The organism is Kitasatospora putterlickiae (assembly GCF_039527695.1).
Taxonomy (GTDB): Bacteria; Actinomycetota; Actinomycetes; order Streptomycetales; family Streptomycetaceae; genus Kitasatospora; species Kitasatospora putterlickiae.
On the sequence record NZ_BAAAKJ010000379.1, the window covers coordinates 2,159 to 7,932 of the forward strand.

General features: G+C 74.7%; 4 protein-coding genes. All 4 read left to right on the forward strand.

Going from position 1 to position 5,774, the window contains the following annotated elements; genetic code table 11:
• The first annotated feature begins 545 nt into the window (after positions 1 to 545).
• The 4 genes from ABD308_RS33300 (at position 546) to ABD308_RS33315 (ending at position 5,058) form a co-directional block, all read left to right on the forward strand.
• Positions 546 to 2,912 (forward strand): FHA domain-containing protein, encoded by a 2,367-nt coding sequence (locus ABD308_RS33300; RefSeq protein WP_344343369.1) that lies wholly within the window; start codon positions 546 to 548, stop codon positions 2,910 to 2,912.
• A 3-nt stretch (positions 2,913 to 2,915) separates the two neighbouring features.
• On the forward strand, positions 2,916 to 3,488 hold the full coding sequence (locus ABD308_RS33305; protein WP_344343371.1) for an SH3 domain-containing protein: 573 nt from the start codon (positions 2,916 to 2,918) through the stop codon (positions 3,486 to 3,488).
• Positions 3,489 to 3,694: 206 nt separating this feature from the next.
• The gene (locus tag ABD308_RS33310; protein ID WP_344343375.1) at positions 3,695 to 4,684 is read left to right on the forward strand and encodes a serine/threonine-protein kinase; all 990 of its coding nucleotides are present in this window, start codon (positions 3,695 to 3,697) and stop codon (positions 4,682 to 4,684) included.
• Complete coding sequence (locus tag ABD308_RS33315) at positions 4,681 to 5,058, forward strand: DUF1304 domain-containing protein (protein ID WP_344343373.1); 378 nt, start codon at positions 4,681 to 4,683, stop codon at positions 5,056 to 5,058. Before ABD308_RS33310 ends, ABD308_RS33315 begins: the two co-directional genes overlap by 4 nt.
• Positions 5,059 to 5,774: the final 716 nt, after the last annotated feature.

Genomic DNA, 5,774 nt, shown 5'->3' on the forward strand with positions numbered 1-5,774 from the left:
TGCGCGCCGGACGCGGTGACCCGCCCCATGGACTCGGCGAGCGTTCCGTCGACGCGGTAACTCACCATCGGCACACCGGAGTCGTCGCAGACCGCCTCCAACACGCCGTCAACGGTGCGCAGTCGTCCGGCGAAGACCGGCACGCGCTCCAACGCCCGGGCCAGTCCGGCGGCGAGGCGGTCCTCGTCCAGCGCGCGCTCGAAGAAGAGGGCCACCGAGACGGAGAGGTCGGCGAGCATGGTGTCGGCGAGGCCGCAGCGGACCACCGTGCCCGGTGCGGCGCCGGCTCTGACCGTGCGGGTGTCGCGCAACTGCGGCCAGACACTCATCTGTTCATCCCGGGGCGGTCGAGGGAGTCGTGCGGAGAGCCCCGGACGACCGTGCAGATCCCTCCGAACGATAGGGCAGTCTCCCGGCGGCATCCAGTGGTCCAGTCCAATTTCATGGTATCGGACCGGACGGACGGTACGGAACGCCGCCCGGCCGCTCCCGGACCGCCCCCTGACGGGAAGCCGGACGGCGGATGCCGGACTAGAATCCGAACCATGGGAGAGCGCCCCGGCGCGCCCGTCGCGCCGCCCCTGGTCCTCGTCACCGACACGGATTCGCAGCTGATCGACCCGCGCCGGTCGTACCACGTCGGCCGCGACCCGACCAGCGAGATCGTCCTCGACGACCCCCGGGTCTCCTGGCACCACGCCGTGCTGCGCACCACCGAGGGCCACTGGCACCTGGACGACGTCGGCAGCACCAACGGCACCTTCGCCGACGGCCGCCGGATCGGCTCCGAGGACATCGGCCCCGGCACCCGGCTGCGGTTCGGCAACCCCGCCGACGGCCCGTCCGCCACCTTCGCCGGCCTGCCCGCCCCGTCCGTCGGCGAGCGCCCCTCGCTGGTCGCCCCACGCGTCTCCGGCACCTTCCGCCGCCCCAGCGCCGTCCTGCGGCTGCCCGGCCGCACGGTGCGGATCGGCCGCGCGCCCGACAACGACCTCGTCCTCGACGACCTGGTGGTCTCCCGCCACCACGCCGAGCTGCGCACCCTGCCGGACGGCGGCCACGAGATCGTCGACCTCGGCAGCCACAACGGCACCTACCTCAACGGCGGGCCCGTCCAGCGGGCACCGGTCGGCCCGGCCGACATCGTCGGCATCGGCCACTCCGCGCTCTGCCTCTCCGGCGACGAACTCGTCGAGTACACCGACACCGGCGAGATCTCGCTCAACGTGCAAGGCCTGGTGGTGCGGGTCGGCGCCGACCGGCGGGTGCTGCTCGACGACGTGTCCTTCCCGCTCGCCGAGAAGGCGCTGCTCGCCGTCGCCGGCCCCAGCGGCGCCGGCAAGTCCACCCTGCTCAACGCGCTCACCGGACTGCGCCCCGCCGACGACGGCACCGTGCTCTACGACGGGCGCGACCTCTACCGCGACTACGCCGAGCTGCGCCGCCGGATCGGCCTGGTCCCGCAGGACGACATCCTGCACACCCAGCTGACCGTCCGCCGCGCCCTGTCGTACGCCGCCGAACTGCGCTTCCCCGGCGACACCGCCAAGGCGGAACGGGAGGCCCGGGTCGCCGAGGTGATCCACGAACTCGGCCTGGACGGCCGGGCCGACCTGGTCATCTCCAGCCTCTCCGGCGGCCAGCGCAAGCGCGTCAGCGTCGCCCTGGAACTGCTCACCAAGCCCTCGCTGCTCTTCCTCGACGAACCCACCTCGGGCCTGGACCCGGGTATGGAGCGCTCGGTGATGCAGATGCTGCGCGGGCTGGCCGACGACGGTCGCACCGTCGTCGTGGTCACCCACAGCGTGCTCAGCCTGGACGTCTGCGACCGGCTGCTCGTCCTCGCCCCCGGCGGCCGCACCGCCTACTACGGGCCGCCCGCCGAGGCTCTGCCGTTCTTCGGCTTCACCGAATGGCCGCAGGCCTTCGAGGCCTTCGAGAACGAGGACCACCGGGCCTGGCAGCGCCGGTTCCGGGAGTCCCCGCAGTACGGGCGGTACGTCGCCGCCGAGGCGCTGCCGCCCGCCGCGCCGGTGCCGGCGCCCGCCGCGCCCGGCGACGCGATCGGCCGGGAGCAGCCGCAGGGCTGGTTCTCCCAGCTCGGCACCCTGATCCGGCGCTACACGGCGGTGCTCGCCGCCGACAGGCTCTTCCTGACCGTGATGATCGCCCTGCCGTTCCTGATCGGCGTGATGTGCCGGGCGATGGCGGGCAGCCGGCTCTCCACGGACAACGCGCTCAACATCCTGCTCACGCTCTGCATCGGCGGCCTGCTCACCGGCTCCGCCAACGCGGTGCGCGAGATCGTCAAGGAACGGCCGATCTACCAGCGAGAACGCGTGGTCGGGCTGTCCCGTTCGGCCTATCTGGTCTCCAAGGTGGTGGTGCTCGGCACCATCACGGTCGCCCAGGCCGCCGTGCTGACCGTGGTCGGCCTGGCCGGCGTCGACCTCACCCCCACCCTGCCGGGCGGCGTCACGGTGCACGGCGGCGTGCTGCTGCCACCGCTGGCCGAGCTGATCATCGCGGTGGCGATGCTCTCCTTCTCCGCGATGATGCTCGGCCTGCTGGTCTCCGCGCTGGTCCGCAAGGAGGAGGCCACCATGCCCCTGCTGGTGCTGCTCTCCGTCGTGCAGATCGTGTTCAGCGGCGCCATGCTGAAGCTGCACGGGGTACCCGGCCTGGAGCAGTTCGCCTGGCTGGTGCCCTCCCGCTGGGGGCTGTCCGCGATGGCCCGCACCATCGACCTGCACACCGTCCTGCCGACCGACATCACCGCCGACCCGCTGTTCCGGCAGGAGCGGGCCGGGTGGCTGTTCGCGCTGGCCGTGCTGCTCGCGCTCGCGGTGGTGCTGGCGGTCGCCGTGCTGGCCCTGCTGCGCCGCCAGGAGCCGTCGATCATGCGGAAGTGAGAAGTGACCTGGCCGATGGAGGAGCCCGCGCCGATGGAGGAGCCCGCGTTCCGCCCCACCCATGTCGCCCCGCCGGACGGCCTGGCCAGCTGGGCCGCCCCGGACCCGGAGCAGCCCGCCTCCCCGCTGGACGCGCTGCTGCCGCTCCAGCTGATCGGCCGGGCCGGCGACTGGGCGCAGGTGCTCTGCGCCAACGGCTGGACGACCTGGGTGGACGGCCGGCTGCTGATCTCCCTGCCCGGCATCCCGCCCACGGCCACCGGACCGCCGTCCCGCACCGCCGACCCGCGCCCCGCGCTCGCCGAGGCGGAGGGCGCGCTGGCCCGCTACCGCTCGCTGCTGGAGGACCTCGCGGCCGGCGGCGCCGACCTGGAGACTTTCCGGGACCGGGCACACGGCCTGCGGGTCGGCCTGGTCGTCGACGGCGAGCGGCTCTGGGTGTTCGACCCGGTGCACGACCGCTGGTGCTTCTGCGACGGCCTGCAACTGCACACCTACGCCGTCGGCGCCCGGCCGCGCCCGCCCGCCGAACGGCCCTCGGGCGCCGACGAGCCCACCCGGGTGGCGGAGCCGTGATCCCGCCCGCCGACGCCGCAGGCGAGCAGCCGCCGCACCGTCCCACCGCGCCGGGCGGACCGCGCGCACCCAAGGCCGCCGGGCCACCCGGCGACGCCGTCGAACCGCCCGACGTTGTCGAACCCCCCGACGCCGTCGAGCCGCCGGACGCCGTCGAGCCGCCGGAAGACGACCTCGACGCCGAGCCGCCCAGCCTGCCGTCCGGAATGGTCGGGCGCCGGGTCGCCGGGTACCGCCTGGAGGCCGAGATCGGCCGCGGCGGCATGGCCGTCGTCTACCGGGCCAAGGACCTGCGGCTCGGCCGCACCGTCGCCGTCAAGCTCCTCGCCCCCGAGCTGGCCCGCAACGAGGTGTTCCGGCAGCGCTTCATCCACGAGTCACAGGTCGCCGCCGCGATCGACCACCCGCACATCATCCCGGTCTTCGAGGCGGGCGAGGCCGACGGCATCCTGTTCATCGCGATGCGCTACGTCGAGGGCGGCGACCTGCGCACGCTGATCACCCGCAGCGGCGCCCTCCCGGTCGACCGGGCGGCCCGGCTCGCCCTGCAGATCGCCTCCGCGCTGGACGCCGCGCACGACCACGACCTGGTCCACCGGGACGTCAAGCCCGGCAACGTCCTGGTCGCCGCCGGCACCGACAGCGAGCACCCCGAGCACCTCTACCTCTCCGACTTCGGCCTCACCAAGAAGTCCCTGTCGCTCAGCGGCCTGACCGGCGTCGGCCAGATCGTCGGCACCCTCGACTACGCCGCGCCCGAGCAGATCTCCGGCCGCCCGCTCGACGGCCGCTGCGACCAGTACGGCCTCGGCTGCGTGGTCTTCGAGATGCTCGCCGGCGCGCCCCCGTTCCACCGCGAGAGCGACCTCGCCCTGCTCTGGGCCCACCTCAACGAGCCCCCGCCCGCTCTGCGCGAGCACCGGCCCGACCTTCCGTCCGCCGTGGAGGCGGTGGTCGCCCGCGCCCTCGCCAAGGCGCCCGACGAGCGGTTCGCGAGCTGCCTGCAGTTCGTCGCCGAGCTGCGCGCCGCCGCCACCGCCGCCCCCGGCGCCGCTCCCCCGCCCGCCGGCCCCTGGGCCACCGGCGGACCACCCACCGCGGTGGGCGCCGTCCCCGCCACCGGCACCCCCGTCCCCGAACCACCCGGCTGGGCCCTCCCCGCCGTCCACCCGCCCACCCGCAGGAGCCCCGGATGAACGCCGTCAGCCAGGTCTTCGCGCTGATCGCCGCCGCCGTCCACCTCGTGGTGTGGCCACTGGAGAGCTTCCTCTACGGCCACCCCCGGGTCCGCCGCCTGCTCACGGCCTCCACCGCCGACGCCCCGCAGGTCCGCCTCTGGCGCGTCAACGTCGGCTTCTACAACCTCTACCTCGCCCTCGGCATGGTGGCCGGCCTGATCGCCCTGCACACCGACGAACCCGTCGTCGGCCGCACCCTGATCACCTACCTCAGCGCCTTCATGATCGCCGCCGGCGCCACCCTCCTCGCCTCCGACCCCCGCCTCTGGCCCGGCGCCCTCGGCCAGGCCCTCCCCCCGGCCGCCGTCCTCCTCGCCCACGCCCTGGCCTGACCCGCGCGGTCCACGGCCGCTCGCCGCCACGTCCGGCCGTTCGACGGAGGAAGCCCGAGCGCGGCGACCCCGAACCCGCGCCGCGCACAGCGCAGACACCCGGGCCACAGCAGCCCCGTTCCCCGGCCGCCGTCCTCCTCGCCCACGCGCTGGCCTGACCCGCGCGGTCCGCGGCCGCTCGCCGCCACGCCCGACCGTTCGACGAGCGAAGCCCGAGCGCGGCGACCCCGAACCCGCGCCGCGCACAGCGCCGACACCCGGGCCACAGCAGCCCCGTTCCCCGGCCACCGTCCTCCTCGCCCACGCGCTGGCCTGACCCACACCGTCCACGACCGCCCACCACCACGTCCGACCGTTCGACGAAGGAAGCCAAGCACGACGACCCCGAACCCGCGCCGACACCCGGGCCCCGCCGCGAACCCGGACAACAGCTCCGTTGGCCGGCCGCCGGAGCCCCGCGATCCACGCTCCCTGCAGCCTGCGTGGCGCGGCCCGCACACTCGTAGGTCGACACCCATCGGCTCAGGTGGCACGTCGCCACTCCTCAGCCCGTCCCATCGGCGGCGCGGCACCGAGATGCCGAGGCGCCGACGAGGCCGGCTGACGGAGAGCAGTCCGGCGGACGCGAGGTCGGCTCTCTCAGCCCGGCAGGGCGAAGGCGAGCGCCAGCGAAGCCGACCGCCCCCAGGCGAAGGCGAGCGCCAGCGAAGCCGACC

Excerpts from the sequence above, each read along its gene's own strand:
- ABD308_RS33300 (WP_344343369.1), top strand. The coding sequence starts at position 546 with ATGGGAGAGCGCCCCGGCGCGCCCGTCGCGCCGCCCCTGGTCCTCGTC.
- ABD308_RS33310 (WP_344343375.1), top strand. The coding sequence starts at position 3,695 with ATGGTCGGGCGCCGGGTCGCCGGGTACCGCCTGGAGGCCGAGATCGGC.
- ABD308_RS33315 (WP_344343373.1), top strand. The coding sequence starts at position 4,681 with ATGAACGCCGTCAGCCAGGTCTTCGCGCTGATCGCCGCCGCCGTCCAC.